This window comes from Bradyrhizobium sp. PRIMUS42, assembly GCF_023006515.1.
Taxonomy (GTDB): Bacteria; Pseudomonadota; Alphaproteobacteria; order Rhizobiales; family Xanthobacteraceae; genus Bradyrhizobium.
The window spans coordinates 1-480 of sequence record NZ_JALBGZ010001576.1 but is presented as its reverse complement, the minus strand read 5'-3'; the positions used below and the strand labels follow the sequence as shown (position 1 = coordinate 480).

Sequence of the window (480 nt, the reverse complement as noted above, 5' to 3'; positions counted from 1 at the left end):
CGCCGCGCAGCCGCTCCAATGCGAGCTGGATGATGCGCGGGCTCAAGGGGCCGCCGCGCGCGCCGACGAAGATCGGGCCGTCCGCAGGCAACGGATACGGGCACATCGCAACGTATTCCTGCACCAGCTCCAGCACATTCTGCAGCACCGGCACCATGCGGGTCTTGTTGCCTTTGCCTGTGACGACGAGCACGTCGCCTTCGCCCGGCCGCGGCACCTCGCGGCGCTGCAACCCCAACGCTTCGGAGATGCGCAGGCCCGAGCCGTACAGCAGCGCCATGACGGCAGCATCGCGCGCCAGAATCCAGGTCTCGCGATCCTCGCCGGCGCGCTCGTCGGCATCGGCGAGACGCTTTGCGGATGCCATCGGCAGCGGCTTTGGCAGACTCTTTGCGACCTTCGGGGCGCGAATGGCAGAGAGCGCGCCGACCTTGCCCTTGCCTTCGCGCTCGAGAAAGCGGCCGAACGAGCGCAGGCCCG

General features: G+C 69.0%; 1 protein-coding gene. It reads right to left on the bottom strand.

The window, feature by feature from the left end:
- The coding region (locus tag MOV75_RS41740) for a tyrosine-type recombinase/integrase (protein ID WP_247008729.1) at nucleotides 1-480 on the bottom strand (480 nt) is incomplete at both ends.